This is a genomic window from Niabella sp. (genome assembly GCF_030150205.1).
Taxonomy (GTDB): Bacteria; Bacteroidota; Bacteroidia; order Chitinophagales; family Chitinophagaceae; genus Niabella.
In genome coordinates, this window is sequence record NZ_JASLGT010000008.1 from 47,211 (window position 1) to 71,046 (window position 23,836).

20 protein-coding genes and 1 other RNA gene are annotated in these 23,836 nt (G+C 46.4%); 11 read left to right on the forward strand and 10 right to left on the reverse strand.

The genetic code is table 11. The features are described from left to right. Nucleotides 1–412: 412 nt before the first annotated feature. Both Q1V85_RS05035 and yiaA read left to right on the forward strand, forming a co-directional pair. Nucleotides 413–976: a Crp/Fnr family transcriptional regulator gene (locus Q1V85_RS05035; protein ID WP_300598090.1), complete on the forward strand. Its 564-nt coding sequence runs from the start codon at nt 413–415 to the stop codon at nt 974–976. 81 nt (nt 977–1,057) lie between these two features. Then, nucleotides 1,058–1,513, forward strand: coding sequence for an inner membrane protein YiaA (yiaA, locus tag Q1V85_RS05040; RefSeq protein WP_300598092.1), 456 nt, complete (start codon nt 1,058–1,060; stop codon nt 1,511–1,513). A 135-nt stretch (nt 1,514–1,648) separates the two neighbouring features. Here the strand turns inward: yiaA and Q1V85_RS05045 are convergent, their stop codons facing one another. After that, the gene (locus Q1V85_RS05045; protein ID WP_300598094.1) at nt 1,649–2,329 is read right to left on the reverse strand and encodes a porin family protein; all 681 of its coding nucleotides are present in this window, start codon (nt 2,327–2,329) and stop codon (nt 1,649–1,651) included. Between the two features lie 519 nt (nt 2,330–2,848). After that, entirely contained in the window at nt 2,849–3,865 is a 1,017-nt protein-coding gene (murB, locus tag Q1V85_RS05050; protein WP_300598096.1) for a UDP-N-acetylmuramate dehydrogenase, read from the reverse strand. Nucleotides 3,866–3,901: 36 nt separating this feature from the next. On the opposite strand from murB, the gene Q1V85_RS05055 reads away from it, so the two are divergent. From Q1V85_RS05055 to Q1V85_RS05065, 3 genes are all read left to right on the forward strand, one after another. Next, on the forward strand, nt 3,902–4,576 hold the full coding sequence (locus tag Q1V85_RS05055; RefSeq protein WP_300598098.1) for an NAD(P)H-binding protein: 675 nt from the start codon (nt 3,902–3,904) through the stop codon (nt 4,574–4,576). Between the two features lie 104 nt (nt 4,577–4,680). After that, the gene (locus tag Q1V85_RS05060; RefSeq protein ID WP_300598100.1) at nt 4,681–5,826 is read left to right on the forward strand and encodes a serine hydrolase domain-containing protein; all 1,146 of its coding nucleotides are present in this window, start codon (nt 4,681–4,683) and stop codon (nt 5,824–5,826) included. Between the two features lie 207 nt (nt 5,827–6,033). Beyond that, nucleotides 6,034–6,624: a DUF4126 domain-containing protein gene (locus Q1V85_RS05065; protein WP_300598102.1), complete on the forward strand. Its 591-nt coding sequence runs from the start codon at nt 6,034–6,036 to the stop codon at nt 6,622–6,624. Here Q1V85_RS05065 and mnmD read toward each other — a convergent pair. From mnmD to Q1V85_RS05080, 3 genes are all read right to left on the reverse strand, one after another. Beyond that, nucleotides 6,604–7,296, reverse strand: a complete 693-nt coding sequence (gene mnmD / locus Q1V85_RS05070) for a tRNA (5-methylaminomethyl-2-thiouridine)(34)-methyltransferase MnmD (protein WP_300598104.1) — start codon at nt 7,294–7,296, stop codon at nt 6,604–6,606. The two genes, Q1V85_RS05065 and mnmD, sit on opposite strands and share 21 nt — an antisense overlap. Then, complete coding sequence (locus Q1V85_RS05075; RefSeq protein ID WP_300598106.1) at nt 7,296–9,146, reverse strand: PQQ-binding-like beta-propeller repeat protein; 1,851 nt, start codon at nt 9,144–9,146, stop codon at nt 7,296–7,298. The genes mnmD and Q1V85_RS05075 overlap by 1 nt, the downstream gene beginning before the upstream one ends. Before the next feature lie 61 nt (nt 9,147–9,207). Continuing rightward, nucleotides 9,208–9,927, reverse strand: a complete 720-nt coding sequence (locus Q1V85_RS05080; protein ID WP_300598108.1) for an HAD family hydrolase — start codon at nt 9,925–9,927, stop codon at nt 9,208–9,210. A gap of 180 nt (nt 9,928–10,107) precedes the next feature. Here Q1V85_RS05080 and Q1V85_RS05085 point away from each other — a divergent pair, with 180 nt between their 5' ends. Together Q1V85_RS05085 and ssrA are read left to right on the forward strand one after the other, a co-directional pair. Further along, nucleotides 10,108–10,731, forward strand: a complete 624-nt coding sequence (locus Q1V85_RS05085; RefSeq protein ID WP_300598110.1) for a hypothetical protein — start codon at nt 10,108–10,110, stop codon at nt 10,729–10,731. A gap of 116 nt (nt 10,732–10,847) precedes the next feature. Continuing rightward, nucleotides 10,848–11,224, forward strand: a transfer-messenger RNA (tmRNA) gene (gene ssrA, locus Q1V85_RS05090). 246 nt (nt 11,225–11,470) lie between these two features. On the opposite strand, the gene Q1V85_RS05095 is transcribed toward ssrA, so the two are convergent. The 4 genes from Q1V85_RS05095 to Q1V85_RS05110 all read right to left on the reverse strand — a co-directional run bounded on the left by Q1V85_RS05095 (nt 11,471) and on the right by Q1V85_RS05110 (nt 16,918). After that, complete coding sequence (locus Q1V85_RS05095; RefSeq protein WP_300598112.1) at nt 11,471–12,586, reverse strand: hypothetical protein; 1,116 nt, start codon at nt 12,584–12,586, stop codon at nt 11,471–11,473. A 38-nt stretch (nt 12,587–12,624) separates the two neighbouring features. After that, nucleotides 12,625–13,977 (reverse strand): RIP metalloprotease RseP, encoded by a 1,353-nt coding sequence (rseP, locus tag Q1V85_RS05100; RefSeq protein WP_300598114.1) that lies wholly within the window; start codon nt 13,975–13,977, stop codon nt 12,625–12,627. Between the two features lie 207 nt (nt 13,978–14,184). Beyond that, on the reverse strand, nt 14,185–15,354 hold the full coding sequence (locus Q1V85_RS05105) for a 1-deoxy-D-xylulose-5-phosphate reductoisomerase (protein ID WP_300598116.1): 1,170 nt from the start codon (nt 15,352–15,354) through the stop codon (nt 14,185–14,187). A gap of 67 nt (nt 15,355–15,421) precedes the next feature. Further along, nucleotides 15,422–16,918, reverse strand: a complete 1,497-nt coding sequence (locus Q1V85_RS05110) for a GH3 auxin-responsive promoter family protein (protein WP_300598118.1) — start codon at nt 16,916–16,918, stop codon at nt 15,422–15,424. Nucleotides 16,919–17,072: 154 nt separating this feature from the next. On the opposite strand from Q1V85_RS05110, the gene rplU reads away from it, so the two are divergent. The 4 genes from rplU (at nt 17,073) to Q1V85_RS05130 (ending at nt 19,854) form a co-directional block, all read left to right on the forward strand. After that, the gene (gene rplU / locus Q1V85_RS05115) at nt 17,073–17,372 is read left to right on the forward strand and encodes a 50S ribosomal protein L21 (protein WP_300598120.1); all 300 of its coding nucleotides are present in this window, start codon (nt 17,073–17,075) and stop codon (nt 17,370–17,372) included. Nucleotides 17,373–17,462: 90 nt separating this feature from the next. Beyond that, nucleotides 17,463–17,723: a 50S ribosomal protein L27 gene (gene rpmA / locus Q1V85_RS05120; protein ID WP_018630198.1), complete on the forward strand. Its 261-nt coding sequence runs from the start codon at nt 17,463–17,465 to the stop codon at nt 17,721–17,723. Nucleotides 17,724–17,838: 115 nt separating this feature from the next. Further along, complete coding sequence (locus Q1V85_RS05125; protein WP_300598123.1) at nt 17,839–18,078, forward strand: hypothetical protein; 240 nt, start codon at nt 17,839–17,841, stop codon at nt 18,076–18,078. An 81-nt stretch (nt 18,079–18,159) separates the two neighbouring features. Beyond that, complete coding sequence (locus tag Q1V85_RS05130) at nt 18,160–19,854, forward strand: helix-hairpin-helix domain-containing protein (protein WP_300598125.1); 1,695 nt, start codon at nt 18,160–18,162, stop codon at nt 19,852–19,854. A 136-nt stretch (nt 19,855–19,990) separates the two neighbouring features. Here the strand turns inward: Q1V85_RS05130 and Q1V85_RS05135 are convergent, their stop codons facing one another. Next, on the reverse strand, nt 19,991–23,836 hold the full coding sequence (locus Q1V85_RS05135; RefSeq protein ID WP_300598127.1) for a HAMP domain-containing sensor histidine kinase: 3,846 nt from the start codon (nt 23,834–23,836) through the stop codon (nt 19,991–19,993).

Genomic DNA, 23,836 nt, shown 5'->3' on the forward strand with positions numbered 1-23,836 from the left:
ACAGGGAGACTCAAGGGAGACAAGGAAAATTTTGTTTAAAGTTGGATTCGGCTGATACCACCTCTTCCATCCCGTACCAGATCCACTGATAACTGAAAACTGATGACTGAAAACTGTTATTTTGTTCCAGGTCTACGGATCAATGTTCCAGGTTAGGTTCCGGTTGGTTTTTGGGGGAACAGGAAGACTGGGGAGACAAGGAATATTTTGTTCCTGGTTGGGTTGCAGTTGATGATAGGCTGAAAGCTAAATGCTGAAGGCTGAACGCCTGCTTCTGATTAAATGCTGTTTCGTTCGTAATCCGGAATCTCCACCGGAGGAAAGATCATCAAATATCCCGGGGGTTCATTTTCACATTTCCACCTCTTCACATTTTCAAATTCCCATTCTTTCCTATATTTATATGCTTCAAATGAAACTTCTTTTTGATCATATAACGCAGTACTATCCGCTGAGCACTGCGGCCCGGGAGGCGCTTGCTGAAAATTTTGAGGAGCAGGTGCTGGGGAAAGGAAAATTCCTCATCACGGAAGGCCGGGTATGCAAACACCTGTACTTTTTGCAGCAGGGTGCATTGCGGGGTTATATTACCGTTGATGGAAAAGAACAGACCAACTGGTTTGGTTTTGAAGAACATTTTATCACCTCTTTCCATAGCTTTATCACCCAGCAACCCAGCGTGGAAAACATCCAGCTTTTGGAAGGCTGTGTTTTATGGAGCATATCAAAAGCGCAGCTGACCCGCCTCTTCGATGCGCATCATGAAATAGAGCGACTGGTGCGGATCATCTATGAACGATATTATATCCGGCTGGAAGAACGTTATGTAAATGCCCAGCTGCGAACGGCAACAGAGCGTTATGCACACCTGCTTGCAGAAGCGCCGCATATCCTGGAGCGCGTGCCATTGGGACAGATCTCTTCCTACCTGGGCGTCAGTGCCGAAACATTGAGCAGGATCCGCAGCCGCTTTTAACAATTGCCAGGAAGCTTTTTGACATTTGTCAAAAAAAGGGTTTGCGTGCCCTTATAGATTTGTGTTTATAAAACAAATATCATGAAACAAACGCAACAACCATCCAATGCTTTTATTGCCGCTTCCTGGTTTGCCTTATTGATCGGGATAACGGCCTATATGATCGGTTTGTGGAATGCCGAAATGCAACTGAATGAAAAGGGCTACTATTTTACAGTGCTGATGTTTGGTCTTTTTTCGGCCATATCGGTACAGAAAGCCGTAAGAGACCAGCTCGAAGGCATCCCGGTTACGAATCTGTATTATGGCATCGCGTGGTTTACAACCATTCTGTCGATCGTTTTGCTGACCGTTGGCTTGTGGAATGCGACGCTTGCAAAGAGTGAAAAAGGGTTTTATGCTATGTCTTTTACCCTGAGCATTTTTGCAGCCATTGCCGTTCAAAAAAACACCCGGGACAGCCGGACCGCTCTTCCTGATGAATCGAAACCACATAACATGGACACCGGAACCTTTCCAAGGAATGATCCTTTTTAAACAATCCACATAAATGCATATCGCTAACCCACCCAAAGCGCCGGGCGACAGGAATTGTCGCCCCTTTTTTCATCTGCCGGGCAATAAAAAAGGCCGTAACCGGGGTTACGACCTTTTCTTTTATTTCCATGTTTATTAGAAAAATACACCCAGGCGAAGTGCCCAGCGATTTAAGGCTACTTTATCGTCGTTCCAGTCTTTGTTCCTGGTAATATCGGTAAACCCGTTTTCAAAACCCAGTCCGAAATACAGATCTGTTTTTTCAGCAAGGCGGTACTCCCCACCGGCACCCAGCAACAATCCCATATTTACTTTATTGGTTTTGTTCATTGCATTTACGTTCGTTTCAGACTTTGAGCCGGAGGTATAATCTAACCGGGAACCGATCAGCGCGCCCATATAGGTACCAAATTGTCCCCACCACCGTAGACCGTTAATATCATTTGTTTTTAATTTTACACTCAACGGAATTTGCAGATACTGCAACTTCAGTTTGTACTTCTGATTATCGTTGCCGGAATACAATCCTTTTGAGGCATCCTTAATCAGGATGGAGGAGGATGCATGTGCTACTTCCAGCCCGGTGGCAAAGGCTCCGCGCGTGTCAGAGAACTGGATATCGGCCATCAAGCCATAGTTTACACCAAAACCGGAACCATCTTTTTCCAGTCCATTTTCAAGCGGGCGCAGCGTGTTCACAAATACAGGATCTACCTTAAATCCTAAACGGATCGGACGTCCATAGAAACTTCTTTGAGCAAACAGGGTCATCCCCGTTAACATGCAGGCCATTGTTAGCAATAAAGATCTTTTCATTTTTACAAAATTTGCGCAAAAGTAGGCATTTCGGCGCGAATTGGGGACATACTGTATTCGGATACCAGGAGCCGGCTTTATTGACAGGTGAAAAATCAAATAACAAGAGGCAGGAAAAGCACCAAATTTTAAATACTAAATTCTAAGTGTTATACACCGGGGGGTGGCGCTAAAACAAGTCATGAATAAATCAAAAATCAAATAACAAGAACCAAGGGAAATACTAAATTCTAAAAAAACAAGATCCAAGATCCAAAGATCAAAAGACAAAATTGTAAAGCATACAGAATCATCTGAAAGCTAAAAGCTGACCGCTGAAATTCTAAATATTAAATACTAAATTATAAAAAAGGACAAGATCCAGGAACCAAAAAACAAAGACCAAAAGGCTAAAGACCAAAATCCAAAGATCAAAAAACAAAATCACAAACCACGCCGGATCATCTGAAAGCTAAAAGCTGACCGCTGACAACTGACGACTGACGACTGAAAACTGACGACTAAAAACGCCCCCTCCTCTCAGACAATATTTACTTCAGGATGCAGCTCCACGCCGTACTTTTTCATCACTGCATCGATCACCTGGTTGCAGACTTCCAGGATTTCGTGGCCGGAGGCTTGTCGGTAGTTTACCAGTACCAGTGCCTGTTTTTCGTGCACGCCTGCATCGCCCTTCCGGTATCCTTTCCATCCAGCCTGCTCAATCAGCCAGCCGGCAGCCAGCTTCATGGTTCCGTCTTCGTTTTCATAGGCCACCATTTCGGGATATGCTGCTTTCAGTGCCTCATATTTAGCCCGGGTTACAGAAGGGTTTTTAAAAAAGCTTCCGGCATTTCCGATCACCGCCGGATCCGGGAGCTTAGAAGACCGGATATTAATAACAGCCCGGGCAATGGCCTGTATCGAGAGTTCTGAAACCTGCAATCGTTCCAGTTCCTGCCGTATGGCACCATACTCGATATGAAACACCGGTTTTGTACGAAGACGGTAGGTAACATCCGTAATCACAAATTGATCCCGGTGTATATTTTTGAAAACACTTTCGCGGTATCCGAAGGCGCATTCAGCATTTGTAAAGGTGCGGGTATATCCTTCATACCGGTGCACCGCGGTAAGTTCTTCAAATACATCCCGGATCTCCACCCCATAAGCACCGATATTCTGCATCGGGGAAGCGCCTACACAGCCGGGAATCAGTGCCAGGTTCTCAACCCCTGCATACTGATGCTCCAGGCAGTGCAACACAAACTGATGCCAGATCTCCCCGGCGCAAACGTTTACAAAAACAGCGTCATCATCCCTGCGCAATACTTCGTATCCCCGCAATTCGTTTTTTATCACGAGCCCGTTATACGGTCCGGTTAACAGCAGGTTGCTTCCCCCGCCAATCACCAGCGTAGGCAGCGCCCGTTTCTGTGCCCATTCCAGCGCTTCCTTTAATCCGGCAACGGAAGTGGTACGAGCAAAATACCGGGCCTCCGCCTCAATACCAAAACTGTTATAGGGTTTTAAAGAAATATGATCTAAAATTTCCATAGCTTTAAACTATTGCAAAGTAACATTATTCTTTCTATGGGAAAAAAAACTGCAGCAATCATTGGGTCCGGCGGTCTTATCGGATCGCATTTATTAAGCGAGCTGATCCGCGACCCGGACTATGGCATTGTAAAAACACTGGTACGATGGCCATCGGAACCGGTTCATGCAAAGCAAGATGTAAAACTGGTTGACTTCAGCGACGCTGATTCCCTGCTGCTGGCACTCAGGGAGGTGGAAGTAGTCTTCTGCGCTATTGGTACCACCCTGAAAAAAATGGGTGGTGATAAAAAACGCTACTGGCAAATCGATCACGACATTCCGGTGCGGGTATGCAGGATAGCCCTGGAAACCGGCTGCCGGCAAATGGTGCTGGTATCTGCCGTGGGAGCCAACAGCAGCAGCAGCAACTTTTACCTGCAACTGAAAGGGCAAACAGAGGAAGATCTTATTGCTACCGGCATGCCTATTTTGCATATTTTTCAACCCAGCTTATTACTGGGACACCGGGAAGAAAAACGCCGGCTGGAAGCCATTAGCCAGCGGATCATGAAACCGGCATCCACCCTCCTCTCCGGCTCCTGGGCAAAATACAAAGCCATTGAGGCCAATGATGTGGCCCGGGCGATGATTGCAGCAGCAAAACAGGAACAGCCTGGTGTATACCGGTATACATTTAATGAGATACAGGCGCTCGCTAAAATGTATTAGCCTGTGACCATTGCATGCATCTCCTTACGAAAACCACTACGATCGTAAATACCCGCCGCTATAACTTCATCCGGCGAAACGAAGGAAAAACAAATCAAATTCAAATGAAGTCAATGCATCTGAAAGCCCTCATCGTATTCATTCTTTTATCGCATTATGGCAATGGCCAGCAACCGGATACAAAAGCGCTCATCAACCATAATAACCCGTTAAAAACGCCGCTCGACAGTCTGGTGCAACGGGCCGCTGAGCATTATATGCAATCGCCCGTAACGTTTGATTTGTCGGTTGGAATTATTAAAAACGGTATACAGCACGGCTATACCTTTCATCGCGGAACGGGCAGTTTAAGTACCCCTGCTACTTTTTTTGGTTTAGGATCTATTGCAAAAACGTTTGTGGGCATCATGCTTGCCCAGGCGGTTGTTGATAAGAAAGTGCAGCTAAGCGACGATATCCGGAACTATTTACCGGGCAGCTATCCCAATTTACAATACCAGGGGCATCCGGTGCGGCTGGTAGATTTAGCCAACCATACCTCGGCGCTGCCTTCCATGTCGAGAAACTATGACGACCAATATCTCGACAGTATTACCAAATTGAAACCAGAAGCATTCCGGGCGTTTTATAGTGTTTATACGGTGGATAGCTTATTCCGAGACATGCATCAGTTTACACCTGATACGATTCCCGGAACCAAATACCGCTATAATGGAAATGCAATGATGGTGTTGATTGCTATTTTGCAGCGTGTTTATCATACTTCTTACAGTCAGCTTGTTACTTCGTTTTTGAAAAAGCAGCTTGAAATGAAAAATACCACCCCACAGTTAACCGCCAGGGAAGAAAAACAACTGATTCCTGGCCATGATGAACAGGGTAAGGTATTAACGTTTATTCCTGATAATGGTTTCAGAGCGGCGCCCTCAATGTTTTCGACGCTGCCAGATATGCTTACCTATGCGAAAGCGAATCTGAACGAGAAAAATGCAGCTATAAACCTAAGTCATAAAATTACTTTTACAAAACCAGACGGTGCGGGCCTGGGACTGAGCTGGATGATTGGCAAGGAAGATGATGGTGTACCGTTTATCATGCATACCGGCCGGGACGGATCCGGTTTCAGTTCGCTGTGCTACCTTTATCCTGATCAGGATGCGGCCATTATCCTGCTGGTAAATGACAGCAGTGGCCAGGAGCGCTTAGCCGATTTAAAGAATGAACTCATTTCACACCTATTGCAACTTTAGGCGTTTTAATAAATTCCGGGCGGGTTTATTCAGCCGCCGGATCTCTATGCCGGCATCTTTAAAAAACAGTCACAGACTGCTGGTGTTCAGAACCGCATCATCTGTCGTTTTATCGCAAATAAGAACCGGCAGGTCCCGGTACCATACAGTTAAGACCATTCTTCAAAAATCGCTTAGCAATTCTGTAAAATTGGTGTAACTTACAGTATGAACTGGGATGTACAAACCTTCTCGGCTGCCGCTCTTGGTATTGCGCTGGCCGCCTGTTGCGGTTTCAGGGTTTTTGTTCCCATGCTGGTGGCGGGTTTTGCCGGCCGGTTCAATCTCTTTCATTTTTCAGAAAGCTTTTTATGGCTCTCTTCTACCCCCGCACTCATCGCGTTAGGTATTGCTACCATTTTCGAAATTGCCGGTTATTATATTCCTTTTATCGACAATATCCTGGATACCATTGCAGCCCCGTTGGCCGCCGTTGCCGGCACCTTGCTGGCCACATCGGTGATCCCTGTTGAAAACGACTGGATGAAATGGATCATCGGCATTCTTGCAGGCGGTGGCGGCGCAGGACTGATTGCCTCCGGAACCGGGCTGCTGCGGCTGTTAAGCAGTAAAACAACGCTGGGGGTGGGTAACAATGTAGTAGCCACGGGTGAAAATGCCGCGGCTATCGGGGGCTCTATCCTGAGCTTCCTGGTGCCGGTTATTATGGCGGTGGCATTCATCCTGTTCTTTACCTGGATCATCAAAAAAATGATCCGGAAAATCCGGGGAAAACCGCTAGTTTCCCGAAGGCCCTGACGTGGCGATAGCACGTACCACTTCCCGCTTACCGGGAGGCCCTTTCAGTTTTTCTACCCGAAAGCCCGCTGCGGCCAGTGTTTTGCGCACGCTGGATTTGGAACAGTAGGTAACCAATACACTGCCTTCACGCATATGGTTCCGGATCATTTCAAAAGCACCCGGCGTCCAGAGTTCGGGCTGATCATCCGGCGCAAAGGCATCAAAATAGCACAGATCACATACATTTCCCGGTTGATATTCCAGCAGATCCGCCCGGATCTTTTGCACCAGCAGCTGTTCACTGATCCGCACTTCCGCATTCCAGGGCGCTGCCATCAATTGTTGATACAAACCGGAGTCATGGGTAAACGCCTCGTAATTGAGCCGGCTGTAAACTGTATCCGGAAGCGGATACCGGTCGATACTGGTATACCGGGTCTGAAGATTCCGGCCACTTAACACCTGTGCCGTCAGCAAAGCATTTAAGCCGGTACCAAACCCGATCTCCAGCATATTGAGTTGTGCAGGCTGGTGCAACTCCAGGTAATACTTCAGTCCGTTTTCAATAAATACCTGCATGGACTCTGTAAAGGCGCCCCGTGTGGAATGAAAACTGATATTGGTTCCATTGATCCCTACACTGTCTGAACCATCTTCGGAATGAATAATATGGTAACCCGGAAGCTGCATCAATTGCTGACCTGAAGCACTACTACTTTTCCATCCATAGTGGTTACGGCTATTTTTTGATCATTGATGAACTGAAGATCATGTACCAGGCAATTGGCTACTTTATGTACCCAAAGGGTAGCGCCGGTTTTACGGTCAAATGCCGCAATGACGCCTTTATCACTAAATGCATATACCCGTCCCTTCCGTTCTGTAATCGTTGAGGGATTCAGTTCGTAGTTAAACACATTATCCGTTTTCCAGGCTATCACCGCACTGTCGGATTGCGTATCGATGCCTACCAGGTGGCCCTGCATGGTTTTTGCAAATACCCGTTTTTTATCCGCCGAAAGGCCCATTGACTCGCGCACCCAATGTTCATTCCAGCGGTGTTTCCAGATCAGTTTGCCGGTGGCGGCATCCAGTGCCGTCATATACCGGTCGGGCGCCACTATAAAAATACGGCCAAAAGCGGTAACCGGCAAACAGGAGGCCGGCGAAAACATCCGGTTGCTGTACCCATCATGGAATACCCATTCCGCTTTCCCGGTTTTGCTATTGAGGGCATACAGTTCATTGCCCCAGCTGCCAAAAACCAGTTTGCCGGCTGTATAAAGCGGCATTGCCTTTACAAAATTCTTTACACTGTCATATTCCCAAAGGACTTTACCATCCGATAAACGGAGCGCCCGGAACTTTCCTTCGGAAGATCCTATAAAAACAGCTCCGTCCCTTATCACCGGCGTGGCTACAATCGATTTGGCAGTGGGTACTGACCAAAGAAGCGTTCCATTATCGGCATTCAAACAATAGATGGTACCATCTGTGGAAGGAATGACCAGGCGATTTTTTTCAATGGCCGGCGCTGCATAGATCTTTCCCCCGGTAACAAAGCGCCATACCACCCGGTTTTTAACGGGATCAATGGCCAGGATCCTCCCGCGGCTGTCGGGCGTAATGATCCGGTTTTTATACAGTACAAAACCATTACCGATATCCGAAGAATCCTGGTAACGCCAGATCTCTTTTACCTGGGGGTATTGCTGGTTAATGGCATAGGAAGGCCGGAACCAGCTCCGGGTATCGGCATCCAGGTGATGGTCTTTTAGTTCTACCGTGGCCCACTCCTTTTTTGTTTCCACTCCCGGTTTCCGCTCCCTGTAAACAGCACGTCCGTTTTCGACAGTTATAATATTGTACCCGCCAACATTGTCTTTTGCCCGCAGGTTCGAACGCCCCATGATACCGGGGATGCCTTCAAAATCATATTGGTGGTTCTGGTGTCCGTGCCCGCACATATATAGCTGGATGTTGTGCTGCTTTAAACGGTCGGCAACCTCATACCAGTTATTCAATGAAGAATCCAGGGGATAATGATCCACAAATATGACCGGTGCTCTTGCAGGAATGGTGGCCAGCACAGAGTCCAGCCACACAATATTTCCGTAAGGCACCTGTCCCGGGCTCATTTTCATATTGGGTCCGCAATTGGCACCCAGGAAATGAATGCCCCCATAACTGAAGGCAAATACTTCATTGCCAAATATGCGGTTAAACGTATTGGTACCGCTTTCGGACCAGTTATCATCATGATTGCCCGGGATGATGTACCAGGGCTTGTTTAATGAATCCAGGATCTGCTTAGCCAGTTTTATTTCCGCGTCGGCACCAAACTCGGTAATATCCCCGGAAGCAATCACAAAGCGGATATCGGGGTTGGCGTTGATATCTTTTACGGTTCTCCGGAGATCTTCATCGGCATTATTAGAGCCGATATGGAGATCGGAGATCTGGGCAAACTGAAAGGAGGACTGAGCTACAGCCAGTTTTATAAAAAAGCAGCAAAGGGCAATACAAAGAATTCGTTTCATCGGAGCAAGATAGGCAAGATCTGCGTACCAGCCACTCCATTCGTTAAAAAATCAATATCAATTATTCGTTAAGCAGGAACCGGCCAAGGTCTGCTACCGTTCTTAGCAAATGATCTGCCTTATGTTCCAGCAGCTCGGCCTCGGTACCGTACCCGTACAGCACACCGGCGGCGGTAACCCGGTTATTCTTTGCGCCGATGATATCGTATTTCCGGTCTCCCACCATGGTAGTTTTCTCCGGATTCAGCTGATGTGTTGTCAGGGTATACCGGATCAGTTCCGTCTTATCGGTCATGGTATTATCCAGCCCGCTTCCGGTAAGCTGTTCAAAAAAAGGGGCAAGATTAAAATGATGAATGATCCGGCGCGCAAATACCTCTGGTTTTGATGTAACCACAAACAGCCGGTGGTGTTTAGCCAGTTGTTCCAACAGCACTTCGATACCGGAATAAACCTGGTTCTCTGCCCATCCTTTTTCACTGAAGTATTCGCGGTAAAAACCTACGGCCCTGTTGGCATCTGCATGAGTGAGGCCATAGCGGGTGCTGAAGGTATGATGCAGCGGTGGCCCGATAAACCGGAAAAGCTCGTCCGGATGCGGCTCTTCTATCGCCATTTTTGCCAGCGCATACTGTACGGAATTGATGATCCCGGTTCCTGAGTCGGTTAGCGTACCGTCCAGGTCGAAAAAAATATTTTTCCGGCCGGTGGCAAGCGCATCCAATTGTTCTGCCCCGGGGTTTGTCTGCCTGCGTTGTTCTTCTGTAAACCGATGCTCCATTATTGATCTGTTTCAATAGTAATGCGGCTAAGATAATCAATGCCATTGTAAACCCTACGGCGATCCGCCTGCTGTTCTAAAAAAACCATTATCAAATCCCGGCTTCTTATTACCTTACAGCGGCTGATCGTATTATTGACCATATATAAAAGCGTTTCTCATAAATCCTACAACAACACTATGAGCATTATTGAAAAACTGGCCACATCCCTGGGTCGCAAAGATGAAGTCCCCAACCAGGAGCTCGCTGCACAGATTGCAACCACCAATAATAAAAAGGCCATCCGGGAACTGGTAGAAAACCTCTCTAACAAAAGCAAGGACATTCAGCAGGATTGTATCAAAACCCTATATGAAGCCGGCCACCTGAAGCCTTCCTTAATTGCACCCTATTTCAATGATTTTACCGGGCTGCTTCGCAGCAAAAATAATCGCCTGCAGTGGGGTGCCATGACGGCACTGGATGCTATCGCCTTAGAAAATCCCGGTGCCACTTTTGAAGCGCTTCCGGCACTGGCCGCAGCAGCAGATAGCGGTTCTGTAATTACCCGGGACCATTTTGTTGGCATTCTTATTAAACTGTGTACGGTTAAACAATATGCAGCCGATGCCTTTGTGCTGTTCAACGAGCAACTGCGCCACTGCCCTGCCAACCAGCTGCCGATGTATGCCGAAAATGCGTTGCCCATTATTAACAACAGTAATAAAGCAGCCTTTGTCCAAACGCTCACAACGCGGCTTAACGATTTTGAAAAGGAAAGTAAACGGAAGCGGGTGGAAAAAGTATTGAAAAAAATCAGATAGGCTGCAGATGTCGCAAAAAGAAAAAAATGCAGTTTAACAACAACCTCATCTGAACGCTGTAAATCTACTAATTAATCCGTATCTTTGTATGCTGATTTTTGAATGAACAATCGCCAGGGGGCGTTTGGTTTTGACAGCGTAGATCTTTGAAGGTAGAAGCATGTCGGGCGTTGTGTAATTAGCCCGTAAATCTGAATACTCAAACTTTAAATGGCAATACTCAGTATGCCATGGCTGCCTAATCAGTGATTAAGTAGTCATTAGGGCCGCGTTGAGCAGGTTGTTCTGTTACCAAGCTCCGCCGCCGACTCAACAAACAAAACAGGATGCTGCTGCAATAGGCTGTGCCGGTAGCAAAAGACTCATACAGCTAAGCGTTCCATTGGTTTGTCCTTTTCCGGTGCTGCGCCGACAAATAATATAAGGAATAAGCATGTAGAAGGCCTTTGGAGGATATGTTTGGACAGGGGTTCGACTCCCCTCGCCTCCACCGATAGGGTTAATTTATTGATTATCAAATAAATTAACCCTATTTATTATATACAGCCCTCCTTTCGACCGGCTGTGTTCTTTTCCTGTTCAGGCAATTAACGACAACTAAATCTGCAGTAAAGGTGCAGCTGTTTATTTCACTGACAGCCATGAATCATAGCAGTTCATTAGTGCGACGGCGCAATATGACGCCAGCTTGTAATGCCGGAAAGGGACCTGTTCACCGGAGCTATTCCCTCCCAGCCAGTTATTTTACCCGGTTCAGCACCTCCCAGTTATCACCTTGTTTTTCATTTTCGGTAATGGCAATGTTAATACGCAGGGTTACCGCCCCGTTGGTTTGTTGCCGGATCCAGGCAGCGCCGGTAAGCCGGTTGTCTATGTCGGTGCTCCCCTCCCGGTAATCCTGCGCCGCATAGAACTGCTCCAGCTTTTTAAGCTCCGCACCAAATGCCGTGTTTGTTGCCAGCGATCGCAGTATCTGGATCAGCAGTTCTTTTTTTGCAACAACATTACCGGTATCGATCCTGCTATGTTCTATAGTAACTTCAAAATGAAGATCGGTATTGTCACAGCCCGATAACGCTGCAGTAATGGTGGTATCGCCGGTTTGCATTTTCTCTTCCAGGGTTTCAGTAAAATTATGTTCGTCGATGCTGCGTTTCCGCGTCACGGTTACGGGGCCATCATTTAAAATGCGTTTATCCTTCCATTTTCCAAGGGTACAATTGGTCAGATAGCTGGTTTCATAAAGATTATCATCCTTATACACAAAATGAAAATTCCCTGGCGGCGTTTCATTTGCATCGGGATAGGTCCGGAAATTTTTTGAAAGAGCAACGGTCAGCACCCCTTTCTCAAACCGGTAATCCGAAATGATATTATAGGAAAAGGGTGCATAGGTGAGGATGGAATGCAACTGGTCGTATTGCAGGCTGTCTTTCATTATATAGTAATCCAGCTGGCTGTTGGTTTGTACGCTTCCGCCCAGCATCCCTTCCGACTCCCTGCGGATGATATAATCCGGCACATGGTCTCCATTCAGATCCTCGTTTGCAACAATGGAATAATAAACAGTATAAGGCATACCCTCGTCTTCCCGTGCAATATAAAACGGCAGACTGTCCAGGTTGAGCTCCCGGTACTTTCCGTCCGGTGCCTCACCCATTACCAATCTTTTTAAAAAATGATAGGATGCAGTGTTGGTATCCAGTGCCTGCTGCGCCAGCTGAGGAGGTGATGGAACTGCTACGGCAGTGTCCTGCCGGTGCATTGCCGGTGCCGGTTTCTGCTCCGCTGTATGGCAGGCAAAAAGGAACAGGACCAGGCAATGGGCCATTGCTTTTCCCAGGTTTGATCTCATATGTTGCCAATTATGATCCCCGAAGGAGGATCCGGCTCCTATTTAAAGAGCCGGAAAATATCGAGCCCCAGTGCATAGGCCATTAGTCCCAGTAATAATACCATGCCCACCATCTGGGCATACTCCATGAACTTATCGCCCGGCTTCCGCCCGGTGATCATTTCATACAGGGTAAACAGGGCATGCCCTCCATCAAGCGCCGGTATGGGCAGCACGTTCATAAAGGCCAGGATGATGGAAAACAAGCCGGTCATGGTCCAGAACCGTTCCCAATCCCAGGATCCGCCAAATGTTTTACCGATGCTGATCACACTGCCCAGGTTATCGCTTACCGCGTGTTCTTTGGAAGTGAACAGCAGTTTAATGCCTTCGATATATTCGAGTAACCGGTTCACGCCATATTTAATTCCGGCGGGGATGGACTCCAGGAAGCCGTATTCTTTCTTTTCAAACGTAATAAATTTTAATGCAGACCGGGTAATGTAGCCCACTTGTCCCGCATCATTGAGTTTGGCTCCTACCTGTACCGTATCTGTATTACGCAGCACTGTAAGGTTTACTGTTTGATTTTTATATTTTTTTACCTGCTTTGCAAAATCATTATAATACAATGCGGGCGTTCCGTTAACACCAACGACCCGATCTCCTTTCTGCAATTGACCGGAAGTAAATTTAGCAATGGATCCATCTACACTATCCACCACATTCGGAAACCGCACAGAAACAAAATTCTTCAGCTGGTTCCGGGTTAATTCTTTTAAAAAGCCCGGAGGGAAATTGATCACCGTATCCTTACCATCCCTTGTTACGTTGAGCGCATTCTTTTCACTCAGCAGCAGCCGTTTGGGCAGTTCGTCAAAATATTTCAGCTCCTGGCCGTTTACTTTGGTAATGATATCACCATCCCGCAATCCTACTTTCAACGCCATTGAATCTGCAGCAATACCATATTTCATATTGGCAACCGGCAGTTTCTCTTCGCCCCATACAAAAAGGATCATGGCAAAAATGATGAGCGCCAGCACAAAGTTGATGATGACACCCGCCAGCATGATGATGAGGCGTTGCCAGGCCGGCTTTGAACGGAACTCCCAGGGCTGGGCCGGTTGTTTCATGGCCTCTTTGTCCATACTTTCATCAATCATACCACTGATCTTTACATAGCCCCCCAGGGGTACCCAGCCGATACCATACTCTGTTTCTCCTATTTTCTTTTTCCAAAGCGAAAACCAGGGATTAAAGAACAGGTAAAATTTTTCAACGCGGCAGCCAAACCATTTGGCCGTAATAAAATGTCCAAACTCGTGTAAAGCAATCAGGATGGAGAATGACAATATAAACTGACCAACATTGGCTCCCAGGGCCGACCAGTTAAATGCTAATAAAACCATGTATTATTAAGATATATCATTTATTAAGATGGCAAAGATAAGGCGATAAAATACTAAGCCCTAAATTCTGACTTTCAAATATCAAACATCAAATTCCAAATATCAAACATCAAATCCCAAACATCAATTTCAAATATCAAATCCCAAACATCAAATTCCAAATTTCAAATTTCAAATATGAAGCCTGGGAAAACAATTAACAATTGCTTATAACCGGATGATGTCGGCAGCCAGGGTGCGGGCTTCGGCATCGCTTTCAAAATAATCAGCCAGTGTGGGCCTGGGTACATGGGCTACCTGTGCCATTACTTTTTCGATCACATCCGTCATTTCAAGGAATCCGATCCGGTTTTTTAAGAACGCGTATACCGCAATTTCATTGGCCGCATTCATTACACAGGGCAGGTTTCCACCGGTTTCCAGCGCTTCTATTGCCAGGGCCAGGTTGCGGAATGTTTTCAGGTCGGGTTCTTCAAATGTAAACGTGTTCATCCGCTTGAAATCGAACCGCGGATGATCATTGAGGATCCGCGACGGAAATCCCATCGCATATTGAATGGGCAGCCGCATATCCGGCAACCCGATCTGCGCCTTGATACTGCCATCCTCAAATTGCACCATACTATGGATAGCGCTTTGCGGATGGATGAGCACATCGATCTGATCGGGTTTCAGGTTAAAGAGCCATTTCGCTTCGATCATTTCCAGACCCTTATTCATTAAAGTAGCCGAATCAATGGAAATCTTAGCCCCCATTTCCCAGTTGGGATGTTGCAGGGCATGTTCTCTTTTTACATTTACCAGGTAATTGGGCTTCCGTCCTATAAATGGCCCGCCGGATGCGGTAAGGTATACTTTTTCAATTTTATTGCGGGTTTCCCCGATCAGGCACTGGAAAATTGCAGAATGTTCTGAATCTACCGGGATAATGGGCACCCGGTTCTCTACCGCCATTTGCATAACGATATCGCCTGCCACTACCAGGGTTTCCTTGTTGGCCAGGGCGATGGCCTTGCCGTTTTCAATAGCCCTGATGGTGGGCTTAAATCCTGCAAAACCCACGATGGCCGCCAGCATCAGGTCATAAACGTCCATACCTGCTACTTCTTCCAGGGCATCCTCACCGGCAAATACTTTGATATCCGTTTTTGCCAGGGCATCTTTTACAGAACCATATTTGTTTTCATCGCCGATTACAACAATATTCGGATTATAGGCCAGCGCCTGTTCAATCAGCAGCTGATCATTTGAAAACGCCGTTAATACTTCTACAGAAAACTGATCCGGGTTCTTTTCTATCACCTCCAAAGCCTGCTTTCCGATAGAACCGGTTGAGCCAAAAATGGCGATTCGTTTTATCATACGTTCGTCTCCCATTTACTTTTCTAGTGTTCTTTTCTTTAAACGCGGCTAAGATAGGGGCTGTTTCAGGAATAAAAAAATGCTAGTGCCGGAGCCATTGTGCGAGGCCCTCTGCAATCTTACGGTCATTGCTTAAACGCGGCACTTTATTCTGACCGCCCAGTTTTCCGATAGAGCGCATATAATCGATGAACCCGTTTTTCTTCACCGGGGTGATGATCAGCTGCTGCAGGATATTTCCGGAGATGAGGTCATCATAATAGGAATTCTTTTCCCGGAGATAGCGGTCTACCTGCTGCGAAAAGCCATTCATGTCTTCCGGCTCATTTTCAAATTCTACAAACCACTGGTGGTACGATTTTCCGGCATCCGCACTTACAAACGGGGCTACCGTAAATTCTGTAATATGTACATTGTGCTCTTTAGCGGCCCGCAACAAGCTGTATTCCACTTCCTCCCCGATCACATGTTCTCCAAAGGCTGAAATAAAATGCTTGGTGCGACCGGTAACTACCAACCGGTAGGGATTTACCGACACAAATTTTACCATATCCCCGATATCATATCCCCACAAACCTGCATTGCTGTTGATGATGAGCGCATAATTCACTCCGGTTTCCACTTCACCCAATGACAGGCGCCTGGGGTTATCCTTGCCGATATCTTCCGCCGGAATAAACTCAAAAAAGATGCCGCTGTTGGTATTGAGCAGCAGCCCCGGTTCGGTTTGTGTATCCTGGAAAGCGAAAAAGCCTTCGGAGGCGGGGAATGTTTCAATACCATCTACTTTCCGCCCGATGCTTTGAAATAATTTTGCCTGGTAGGGCTCAAAATTAACCCCGCCATAGACCATTACCGAAAAATGCGGGAACAGCTCTCCCACCGGTTTGCCCGACCGCCGGATGAGTTCATCAAAATACATCTGCATCCATGGCGGAATGCCGCTGATCAGCGTCATATCCTGCCGGATGGTTTCATCTACGATCTTTCCCAGCTTGGTTTCCCAGTCTTCAATACAATTGGTTTCGTATTCCGGGAGCTGGTTTTTCCGCAGATAACGGGGTACGTGATGGTTTACAATGCCGCTTAAACGGCCGGTTGGAATGCCTCCTACCCGCTCCAGCACCGGCGATCCGCTTAAAAAGATGAGTTTTCCATCAGCAAAAGCGGTATTTCCGGTTTCTGCCATATAGCATAACAACGCATTCCGCGCCCCGTTGATATGGTTGCTGATCGACTCTTTAGAAATGGGTATGTACTTGGTGCCGCTTACCGTTCCGGAGGTTTTGGCAAAATACAGCGGCTGACCCCTCCAGAGTACATTATGTTTACCTGCCTTTATTTCTTCTATATACGATTTTAGCTGCTCATAGTTACGGACCGGAACCGCCTGTCTAAATTGCTTGTAGTCATTTAGTTCCGAAAACTTATGTTCTTTCCCAAACTGGGTGAGCTTGGCCGTTTTAATCAGGTATTTCAGAATATTTTCCTGGTCTTCAACCGCCGTATGCATTCCCTTTTTAATATTTTTGGAAACAATCGATGCAAAGGGCTTGGCCAGGAACGATTTGAATTTCATTGCATTAATTCATTTTTTCGATGCTACCGGAGTACCGGAACTACAAATATAATGCTTGTTATGGGAGAAGGGATATATAAAGGAAGATATATTTAAAGGTTCTGTTTGCAAAATTAAAAAATCTCCTTACCTTTGCCGTCCTAATTTTTAGACAATGATAGCAATTATTAAGGTGGCCGGTCAACAATTTAAAGTTGAAAAAGATCAAACTCTGTTTGTGCCACATATCGAAGGCAATTCCGGTGACGCTGTGAACCTGGAAGTTTTACTGGCGCACGTTGACGGAACCTTGTCTGTTGGCGGTACTGTTGCCACAAAAGTAAGCGCAGAAATTGTAGACCATGTAAAAGGGGATACGGTTATTGCCTATAAAACCAAAAGAAGAAAGGGTTTTCACAAAAAGAAAGGGCACCGTACAGCTTATACAAAAATTAAAGTAACGAATATCGCTTAATAAAGCGTTCATTAAATTGAAGGGCAAACCGGCTGATGTATGATCGTCCTGTGGGCCTTTTAATAGTATCAACTTTTAAACTCGTAAAAAATGGCACATAAGAAAGGAGAAGGTAGCGTTAAAAACGGCCGTGATTCAGAAAGCAAGCGTCTTGGAGTAAAAATCTTCGGAGGTCAGCCTGCTATTGCCGGTAATGTTATCATTCGTCAGCGTGGCACCGTTTACCATCCTGGTAAAAACGTAGGCGTTGGAAAAGACTTCACCCTGTTTGCTTTGTCTGATGGCATCGTTGAATTCAGAAAAGGAAGAAAGAACAGAACCTTTGTTTCTGTAAGCGAAGCCCAGGCATAATGATGCTTTTTGCTGTGACTGAATAAATTGTGGAAAAAAAATTTGGCGGCATTAAATAATTGTATAATTTTACCGCCGATAATCCATTATTTACTAATCATTAAATTCAAAAAAAATGGCAGTTAAAAAAGCAGCAGCAAAAAAAGCAGCTCCTAAGAAAGCAGCAGCAAAAAAAGCAGCAGCTCCTAAAAAAGCAGCGGCTCCTAAAAAGGCAGCAGCAAAGAAAGCAGCTCCTAAAAAGGCAGCAGCAAAGAAAGCAGCAGCTCCTAAAAAAGCAGCAGCAAAGAAAGCGGCTCCTAAAAAAGCAGCAGCAAAAAAAGCAGCTCCTAAAAAGGCAGCAGCAAAGAAAAAATAAGAATCTCTTTTCTAAAAGAAATTCAAAGGCCTTCCGGATGGAAGGCTTTTTTTATTGCGCCTCCTTTCCTACTTTGCAGTCATGAATAACAGTACCATTGCCGATCATTTTGAATTGCTTGCCAAATTAATGGACATTCATGGCGAGAATGCGTTTAAGGCAAAAACCTACTCCATCGCCGCATTTCATATCGAAAGACTGGACGCGCAATTAACAGCAATGGACCGCAGCAGTTATGCGGGGATCAAAGGACTGGGCGCATCCGTGGCCGCAAAAATCATTGAACTGATGGATACCGGGAAAATGAAGGCACTGGAAGATCTTTTGACGGACACACCTCCCGGGGTAGCCGAAATGCTGCAACTGAAAGGACTGGGCCCTAAAAAGATCCATATCATCTGGAAAGAAATGGGCATTGTATCTGTTGGCGAACTGGAATATGCCTGCATTGAGAACCGGCTTACCCGCTACAAAGGCTTTGGAGAAAAGACACAGGTAAAGATATTAGAGTCTATTAATTTTTACACCCAGAACAAAGGACATTTTCTTTATTCCCAGATCCACGAGATCTTCCCCTCTATTCAAAACTATCTTGAAAAAATATTTGGAACCGGCAAGGTATGGAATACCGGGAACTTTTACCGGCAGCTACCTACCTTGCATGAACTGGAATTTATTATAGCGGAGCAGCCAGGTATCATAAAGCAAAAATTTCAAACGGCTTATCCCCCGGAACTGCTGGAAGAAACGGCCGGCAGTGTGCTTTATAAACTGAACAACGGGCTTCGCCTGCGCATTTACCCGGTATTGGAACAGATTCCCCAGTTTTTGTTCAACACTTCATCAGCTCCGGAGTTTTCAGCGGCCTTCCTTGAACGGTTTTACCCGGGTAACTTCGACACCACGCTGTTCCAAAACGAATCGGAGATCTTTGAGAAAGCAAAGCTTCCCTATATCCCCGCCTGTTTGCGCGAATCCGTTTCCATGATCGACCGCGCTGAAAAGCATGACCTGCCTCAGCTGATCCAGGTAAGTGATATAAAAGGGATCATTCACAACCACAGTACCTGGTCCGACGGGCTTTTTACCATTGAGGAAATGGCCAAGGCGCTGATCGATAAAAAAATGGAATACCTGGTCATCTCCGATCACTCTAAATCGGCAGCCTATGCCAACGGGCTTACGGAAGAGCGTATTGTACAGCAGCAACAGGCCATTGATGAAGTGAACAAAAAACTGGCGCCTTTCAAAATTTATAAAAGCATCGAATGCGATATCCTGGGCGATGGCAGCCTGGATTACAGCAACGAAGTACTGGCCACTTTTGACCTGGTTATTGCCTCTGTGCACAGCAACCTGTATATGAACGAAACAAAGGCCATGGAGCGGCTTATGAGGGCCATTGAGAACCCTTATACAACGATCCTGGGCCATCTTACCGGAAGGCTGCTGCTAAGCCGCAACGGCTACCCTATCGATCATAAAAAAATCATTGATGCCTGTGTTGCCAACCAAGTGGTTATTGAGATCAATGCCAATCCGCACCGGCTTGACCTGGACTGGAGCTGGATTTCGTACGCAATGGATAAAGGCGCTTTACTGTCCATTAACCCCGACGCCCATACCATTGAAGGATTTGATGATATCCGGTTTGGAGTGATCGCTGCGCAGAAGGGCGGACTGACGCCGGCATATAACCTGAGCAGTTTTTCATTACCTGCGTTTGAAGATTTCATCAGCAAACGAAAGGCTGCAATTCGTTTGTTCCAGGTTTAAGTTCAGCATTTCACGTCGCGTTTCATGGGACAGGAAAACCTGGAAGACGGTGGGATTTCGTTTGATGCAGGTGCTGCATCCCCTGCCATATCAACTAAAAGCTGACCACTGATCGCTGATACCTGAAAACGGATCGCTAAACACCCCGCTCCGCTATCACCGGTAATTTTACAAAGAAGGTGGTACCTACACCCAGCGCCGTTTCAAACCAGATCATTCCGTTTGCTTTTTCAACGATGCCTTTACACATGGCCAATCCAAGACCGGTGCCGGAACTTTTGGTGGTAAAATTAGGTGTGAAGATCTTACCACGCATTTCCTCACCGATGCCGGAGCCGTTATCCGTAACACTGATGATAACCGATCCTCCTTCTACGGATTCTCTAACCGTGATGACGCCCTTTGTATTTTTTTCGCAGGCATCGATGGCATTTACAAAAAGATTGGTAAATAAGCGGTTCATCTGCGTCTTATCGGCTCTAATAATTACCTCGCCGGGCAGCAGGTGCCAACGGAATTCCACATCGGGATTTTTGCTGTAAATGCTCGCCAGCGGCTGCAATACCTCATGCAGATCAAAGATCATTTCATTTACATGGTTGATATTGGCAAACTGGGAAAAATCGGCTGCGATCTTTGAAAGATAATCGATCTGTTCTACCAGGGTTTTAGCCACATTGGAGGTTAGCTGCTGTACATTGGAACTGTTTTCGGAAATGGCTTTTTGAAGATACTGAAGACTCAGCTTCATCGGCGTTAGCGGGTTCTTGATCTCATGGGCCACCTGCCGTGCCATTTCCCGCCAGGCTTCCTCCCGCTCCGACTTCGCCAAAACATCGGCACTTTTCTGTAATTGCGAAACCATTTTGTTGTATTCTTTTACCAACTGCCCGATTTCATCATTCCGCTCCCATACGATCTCTTCATTGACCCGCGAAAGACTGATCTCCTTCATTTTATTACTGATCACTGTAAAGGAGCCTGTGATACGATTGGTGATGAGCAGGGCCAGCAAGCCGGTCAGCAGGAAGATGAACGCATACAAATTGATCAATGTGATCAAAAAATTAGAGATCTCCTGGTTCAGTTCCTGCTGCGAGGCAAAGTACGGAATGCTCAGATAGGCATATGGGGCAGCGCTGTTCGTGCCAACCGGTGCATAAATAGTGTTGAATGACAATTCAGAAACCCGCTCCTTCTGAATGTACTGGGCCCTTCGCTGCCTTAGTAAACTATAAAAAGCACGGGGCGACATCCGGGTACTTAAAACACCCTGACCATACACATCTGCCTGGCTGGTAGCCCGCAGCTCGCCGGTAAAATCATATACGTTCACATCGAGCCCATGAATATCAGAAACTCTTTTTATGACAGCATTGAATGCATTGGCTTCAAAGAGATCTTCACTATAGTGTCCGCCTTCCAGTATCGGTCTTAGACTGTCGTGCAATGTAATCTCATTCAGCATGATGTTCATCGTTCTGCTTAAGCGGTCATTGTTCGATTCTTCAAAGCGGTTTACAAAGAAAGAGATCGTGGCCGCCCCTACTACCACAAAAGCCAGTACATTGATCAAAATGAAGGTACCGTGGATCTGGCTCCGGATGGTTGGAAAAAATGTAGAATTGCGAAGCAGTTTTTTATTCATGAAAGCCCCCAGCACCACCATCAGCACATTGATGAGCGCCACCAGGAACAGGAAGGAGCAAAAGAGATAAGAAAACAACGTAGTGGCCTCGAGGAACATTTCGCTTTTACGCGCCATAATAATGACCTTGGAAGCACTGGCCCGGTACCACACTTCATTGTATCCTGCCCGCTCCCGCAGCTCTACTTTTTTTTGCGGGAACTGGCTTGCCGTAAGCGTGGTGGTAAAGGGATACTTTTTGGAAACAGATGAAGAAGTAAGCTGGTTATTGTGATAAATAGCAAACTGGTAGACCGCCGAATTTGAAAACTCGCCTTGTTTAAATTGTTTAAACAGCTCCGGTTTGATATTGGCCACTGCAAACCTACGGGGGTTTGAAACAATATAAACCGTGCCGATGAGCCGGCCGGTTTCCGCGTTCTGAATGATCCTGCGTGTGATATAGGCAAAATTGTCGAAGGCCTCAGACTCGTAAAAGTACATATCGGGCAGAGAGGTGGCCCTGGACCGGTTGGCGATAGTGGTATTGAGGGATGCTACCGTTTGCGGAAACGGGTTATATAACGGATTGTCCAGACTGTCGAAAATATACAGATTGGTTACATAGTTATTCAGGTAACCGATATAGTTCCGTTGCCGGATGCTATCTCTTAGATAAGTATTCTGTTCTTCATCATACAGGCGCTGGAAGTTGCTCCGGAAATAATTACTGTCCAGGTATTTATTGGCAATACTGATCAACCGTTCACTGGCCGGATCTGTTTGGGTTGCCAGTTTCTGGCAGTACAAAACGCGCAGATTCATTTCGGCCTTCGTAATTTCATTCAGCATGAGCAAACAAAGGCTGATGGAAAATATAAAGATCCAGAGCACCGTTCCGGACACGCTGAATTTTATAAACCGGTTGATGCGCTCTTCCCTGGTAAAGATAAAGGTATAGGTTAACAGCCATGCCAGTACCGGAAGACAAAACGTAACATCCTTACTGTTTACAAATACGGAAATAGACAATAATCCCAATATGGCCGTTAGCAGGTATACCTGCCAGATATGGGTACGGAAAATTGCAAAAATATATTTGTAAAGCGTTCTGCTGAGGTAGTAAAACCCAAGGCAAAGACAGGCAAGGATCAGAAAGCCCACCATCGTAAAGATGCTCAGGCTATCGATATTGGTTACATCAAATGAAATCTTCGATCTGGAAATACTGTCTTTGATCACTCCTGCGATACTGAAGGTAGCCGCAATCAGGATCATCAGGAAACTGATACCCGCTACCCGGAGTACTTTTTTTGAATATTTTTCTGCCGGGAATGGCCGTACAGAAAGACGGTTCCACACAAATACACTGAGCCAGCAAAAAAGCAGGCTGTTGATCAGCAGGTCTCCAAAGGTGGGCAACAGGATACCGGAACTGTATAAATCCGGATCAAACAACTGGAACTCGGAAAAATTCCAGACAGTTCCCATCACATATGCGCCTATCCGGAAGGCCAGCAGGCAGGCCAGCAGGAGCCAGATCTGCAACCGGTAATTGGAAACGGCAAACCGCTTTGCCAGCAACAGGTAGCAGGAAAGAAAAAAGAGGAACAGGCCGATGATCTTTAATACTACAGAAAAAGCCGAATCCTGTGACAGTTTTTTATGCGGATATGGTTCCTGCATGCCCGTTGTTACTACATGTTCTGCACCCTCCAGTTTCCGGGCAAATTTTTCCTCCGGCTTCTTTTTTAAATAAAACACCGGCGCCCCGTTAATACCCCTGATCGCATGTGAGGTGGGCACGGTATCAATATCCATGACATGGTCCATGGCCTTGTCGAAGGGATAGGAATCCCGCAGGTATTCGGTTTCCACGAAAAAGGAGGACTTCATCAGCACCAGGCAGATGGCTGTAAAATCGGGATGATTGGGCACCGGTTTCCGGATTGCATAATAGTACCCATTCGCCAGCTTTACTCCCTGCTCTTCCCGGTCGTTGTATAATAGTTCATCGGAAGGCACTACGATCCCCGTATTCCAGAACCGCAGGAAGAGTTTGTCCTGGTCATTTTTATACAGGTAGAAATAAAACTTATCGTCGGATAAATTGGTCAGATCCCGGGACGATTCCCGTGACTGTGTCAGCCGGTCCATCAGCTCCGGTGTGGCCAGCACCTGCTCAAATTCGGCAACCCTGTTTTTGATCGTTCTTTCAAAAATCTTTGTCTGGGCATCCAGTGATGTATTTTTCAGGTAACTGGAACTCAGCAAAAGCGCCCCTGCAAAAATTGCCAGGGCCACACCTAAAAGCAGCAGCTCCCATAAATACTTATTCCTGCTGCGCTGTTTCAT

Coding starts and splice junctions, on each gene's coding strand:
- Q1V85_RS05035 (WP_300598090.1), top strand. CDS start 413: ATGAAACTTCTTTTTGATCATATAACGCAGTACTATCCGCTGAGCACT.
- yiaA (WP_300598092.1), top strand. CDS start 1,058: ATGAAACAAACGCAACAACCATCCAATGCTTTTATTGCCGCTTCCTGG.
- Q1V85_RS05045 (WP_300598094.1), bottom strand. CDS start 2,329: ATGAAAAGATCTTTATTGCTAACAATGGCCTGCATGTTAACGGGGATG.
- murB (WP_300598096.1), bottom strand. CDS start 3,865: ATGGAAATTTTAGATCATATTTCTTTAAAACCCTATAACAGTTTTGGT.
- Q1V85_RS05055 (WP_300598098.1), top strand. CDS start 3,902: ATGGGAAAAAAAACTGCAGCAATCATTGGGTCCGGCGGTCTTATCGGA.
- Q1V85_RS05060 (WP_300598100.1), top strand. CDS start 4,681: ATGAAGTCAATGCATCTGAAAGCCCTCATCGTATTCATTCTTTTATCG.
- Q1V85_RS05065 (WP_300598102.1), top strand. CDS start 6,034: ATGAACTGGGATGTACAAACCTTCTCGGCTGCCGCTCTTGGTATTGCG.
- mnmD (WP_300598104.1), bottom strand. CDS start 7,296: ATGCAGCTTCCGGGTTACCATATTATTCATTCCGAAGATGGTTCAGAC.
- Q1V85_RS05075 (WP_300598106.1), bottom strand. CDS start 9,146: ATGAAACGAATTCTTTGTATTGCCCTTTGCTGCTTTTTTATAAAACTG.
- Q1V85_RS05080 (WP_300598108.1), bottom strand. CDS start 9,927: ATGGAGCATCGGTTTACAGAAGAACAACGCAGGCAGACAAACCCCGGG.
- Q1V85_RS05085 (WP_300598110.1), top strand. CDS start 10,108: ATGAGCATTATTGAAAAACTGGCCACATCCCTGGGTCGCAAAGATGAA.
- Q1V85_RS05095 (WP_300598112.1), bottom strand. CDS start 12,586: ATGAGATCAAACCTGGGAAAAGCAATGGCCCATTGCCTGGTCCTGTTC.
- rseP (WP_300598114.1), bottom strand. CDS start 13,977: ATGGTTTTATTAGCATTTAACTGGTCGGCCCTGGGAGCCAATGTTGGT.
- Q1V85_RS05105 (WP_300598116.1), bottom strand. CDS start 15,354: ATGGGAGACGAACGTATGATAAAACGAATCGCCATTTTTGGCTCAACC.
- Q1V85_RS05110 (WP_300598118.1), bottom strand. CDS start 16,918: ATGAAATTCAAATCGTTCCTGGCCAAGCCCTTTGCATCGATTGTTTCC.
- rplU (WP_300598120.1), top strand. CDS start 17,073: ATGATAGCAATTATTAAGGTGGCCGGTCAACAATTTAAAGTTGAAAAA.
- rpmA (WP_018630198.1), top strand. CDS start 17,463: ATGGCACATAAGAAAGGAGAAGGTAGCGTTAAAAACGGCCGTGATTCA.
- Q1V85_RS05125 (WP_300598123.1), top strand. CDS start 17,839: ATGGCAGTTAAAAAAGCAGCAGCAAAAAAAGCAGCTCCTAAGAAAGCA.
- Q1V85_RS05130 (WP_300598125.1), top strand. CDS start 18,160: ATGAATAACAGTACCATTGCCGATCATTTTGAATTGCTTGCCAAATTA.
- Q1V85_RS05135 (WP_300598127.1), bottom strand. CDS start 23,836: ATGAAACAGCGCAGCAGGAATAAGTATTTATGGGAGCTGCTGCTTTTA.